3 protein-coding genes and 1 pseudogene are annotated in these 2444 nt (G+C 65.7%); all 4 read left to right on the top strand.

Features of this window, described 5'->3' with window-relative positions; genetic code table 11:
• Positions 1–178 (top strand): annotated as a pseudogene (locus tag C5F46_RS17170) (lytic transglycosylase domain-containing protein); the annotation flags it as partial.
• Complete coding sequence (locus C5F46_RS15930) at positions 175–972, top strand: type IV secretion system protein (protein ID WP_107326278.1); 798 nt, start codon at positions 175–177, stop codon at positions 970–972. The pseudogene C5F46_RS17170 and the gene C5F46_RS15930, both read left to right, overlap by 4 nt.
• Before the next feature lie 26 nt (positions 973–998).
• Positions 999–1646 (top strand): VirB8 family type IV secretion system protein, encoded by a 648-nt coding sequence (locus tag C5F46_RS15925; protein WP_107326280.1) that lies wholly within the window; start codon positions 999–1001, stop codon positions 1644–1646.
• The gene (locus tag C5F46_RS15920; RefSeq protein WP_235820204.1) at positions 1643–2356 is read left to right on the top strand and encodes a TrbG/VirB9 family P-type conjugative transfer protein; all 714 of its coding nucleotides are present in this window, start codon (positions 1643–1645) and stop codon (positions 2354–2356) included. The genes C5F46_RS15925 and C5F46_RS15920 overlap by 4 nt, the downstream gene beginning before the upstream one ends.
• Positions 2357–2444 lie beyond the last annotated feature (88 nt).

The following is a 2444-nucleotide window of genomic DNA, read 5'->3' as shown; positions in this document are numbered from 1 at the left end:
GCACGAGGCCATCGCGCTCAACACCTACGCGCGCGCCGAGCTTGCCCGGCTGGTCGCGATCCGCACCCGGATCAAGGCCGCTCACACCCAACCGCTGAGCGAGGAGCAACTCGCCATGGCCGCAGCCCAAGCCGCCGAGCGACAATATATGGATTTCACCCAGGAGAATTTGCGATGATCCGGCGCTTGTCCCGTTCCCTTACCACCACCGCCGCGACGCTCGCGCTGGCCACCGTCCTTGCGGGGCCTGTCACCGCACAGGGCGTGCCCACGGTCGATACCCAGAACATCGCCCAGGAAATCCGTCAGCTTCAGCAGATGCTGCAGGATTTCGGGATCCAGACCGATCTTCTGGACAATGCGCTGGAGCAGCTCGACCTTCTGCAGCAACAGTTCGACCAGCTCGAGGAGATGTATGCCTCGCTGACCGGGCCGCGCAGTATCCTTGGGTTAGCCATGGGCGGCGATCTCGACGACCTCCTGCAGGCCAATTTCGAAGACATCCCCGGTCTGATCCGGGGCATCCAGGCAGGCGACTGGTCGAGCCTGATCGGCCCCAACGCAGGCCCCCTGCGCACGCAGATGGAACAGGCGCTCGCCAGCGCCGGATTCGATGAGGATTCACTCCGCGAGATCGCCACCAGCGGCAATCCCGGTGCAGAAGGTGTCGCGACCCGCGCCACGACCGGTGCCGTGATGTCTGCGGCGGCCCAGAACAGCCATGCCGAGGCAGCGCAATCCCTTGAACGTGTTGAACAGCTTGTCGCGATGATCCCCGACATGGAGGACCTGAAGGCATCGATGGACCACAACACCCGCGTCACGGCGGAACTCGCGATCGCCATGACGCGGATGTGGGAGCTTGAAGCGATCCAGACCCTCGGCGCAGGCAACGCGGGTGTAGTGGATGCCGCCACCGTCGCCGAAGAGCGGCGCTACATGGACTTCACCCTGCCGAGCCTGCGGCCATGACCGAGGCACCGGACATGACGGCAGGCATGAGCGCGCGCGAACTGGTCGAGGAGGAACTGATCCACGGCGCACTGCGCCGGGAGCAGCTCTGGCGGATGATCGGCCTTGGCGGGGCAGGCTTTGGGATCTTTGGCTGCCTTGCGGCCGCAGCCGTCGCCCTGATGGTCGAGACGCCCCCGCCGGTTGTCGTGCCCTATGATCCAGCGACGGGCTTGGCCCTGCCGAACGCCACGGTCGAGACGGTGCGACTTGCCGAGCGACCTGCGATCATCGAGGCGCAGATCTACCGCTACATCCTCGACCGCGAAGCCTACAACCAGCTCGACAATGATCTGCGCGTGCGCCGGGTGCTGGCGCAATCCACCGGGGCTGCCGAGGCCAGCATGCGAGCCATGTGGACCTCGGGGCAGGAGAACTATCCGCCGACCCGCTACGGCCCCGCGGCCGAGATGGCTGTCGAGATCGCCTCGATCACGCTGATCGGTGAGAACCGCGCGCAGGTGCGCCTCAGAAAGCGCCTGACCAGCCCGCAAGGGGCGCAAGACGGATCCTTCACCGCAACATTGATGTTCGCTTTTCAGCCCGAACGGACCCGCTCGATCGACGATGTCTGGCAAAACCCTTTCGGCTTCACCGTCACCCAATATGCCATCCGATCGGACCGTTCCGAATGACCTCTGTTCCAGTTCTTGCCCCTGTTCACGCCCTGCTGGTCGCCGGTGCCCTCGTGCTCTCCGCACCCGCAGCCTTCGCTGAAACCACGCCGCGCCCCGGTCCCCATGACAACCGCGTCCGGATCGCCACCTGGACCGAGGGGCAAGTCTACCGCGTCGTCACCACCCTGACCCGCGTCACCACTGTCGAGTTCGGCGAGGGCGAGACGATCCGCTCGATCATCGCAGGCGACACGGTGGGCTTCCAGTTCGACGGTGTGCCCGGAGGACGCGCCTTCGCGATCAAGCCCGCCGCCTCTGGGGTCGCCACCAACATCACGGTCTACACGAACCGCCGCTCCTACTATTTCCACGTCGTCGAGGCGCGCGAGACCCCGCATTATGTCGTGCAGTTCCGCTATCCCGAGAGCCGCGTTCAACCGGCCCGGGCGGTTGCGGCCGAGGCGCCGAATGCGAACTATGCCGTCAGCGCCCGGGAGGAGTTCACACCGACGGCCATCTGGGATGATGGCACCTTCACCTATTTCCGCTTCGCGCGGAACGCGCCGGTCCCGGCCATCTTCCGCTATGCCAATGGCGGCGAGCGGGCGGTGAACAGCACAGCACTCGAGGACGGTGTGATCCGTGTCTCGGGCGTGAACCGCCAATGGGTCCTGCGCCTCGGCGAAGACGAGGTCTGTGTTCAGGATATGGGTGGGCCCACGTCATGAGCCAGGACACCGAGGACCTCGCCGCGCGCCTCAAAGCCCTTGAAGCGACAGGCGACAAGAAGCGCGGTGCCGCACGGCCATCCCCGCT

It is taken from the genome of Phaeovulum veldkampii DSM 11550 (assembly GCF_003034995.1).
GTDB classification, from domain to species: Bacteria; Pseudomonadota; Alphaproteobacteria; order Rhodobacterales; family Rhodobacteraceae; genus Phaeovulum; species Phaeovulum veldkampii.
Note: the sequence above shows the minus strand (reverse complement) of the source record. Positions and strands in the feature narration are given on the sequence as shown.

Coding starts and splice junctions, on each gene's coding strand:
- C5F46_RS15930 (WP_107326278.1), top strand. CDS start 175: ATGATCCGGCGCTTGTCCCGTTCCCTTACCACCACCGCCGCGACGCTC.
- C5F46_RS15925 (WP_107326280.1), top strand. CDS start 999: ATGAGCGCGCGCGAACTGGTCGAGGAGGAACTGATCCACGGCGCACTG.
- C5F46_RS15920 (WP_235820204.1), top strand. CDS start 1,643: ATGACCTCTGTTCCAGTTCTTGCCCCTGTTCACGCCCTGCTGGTCGCC.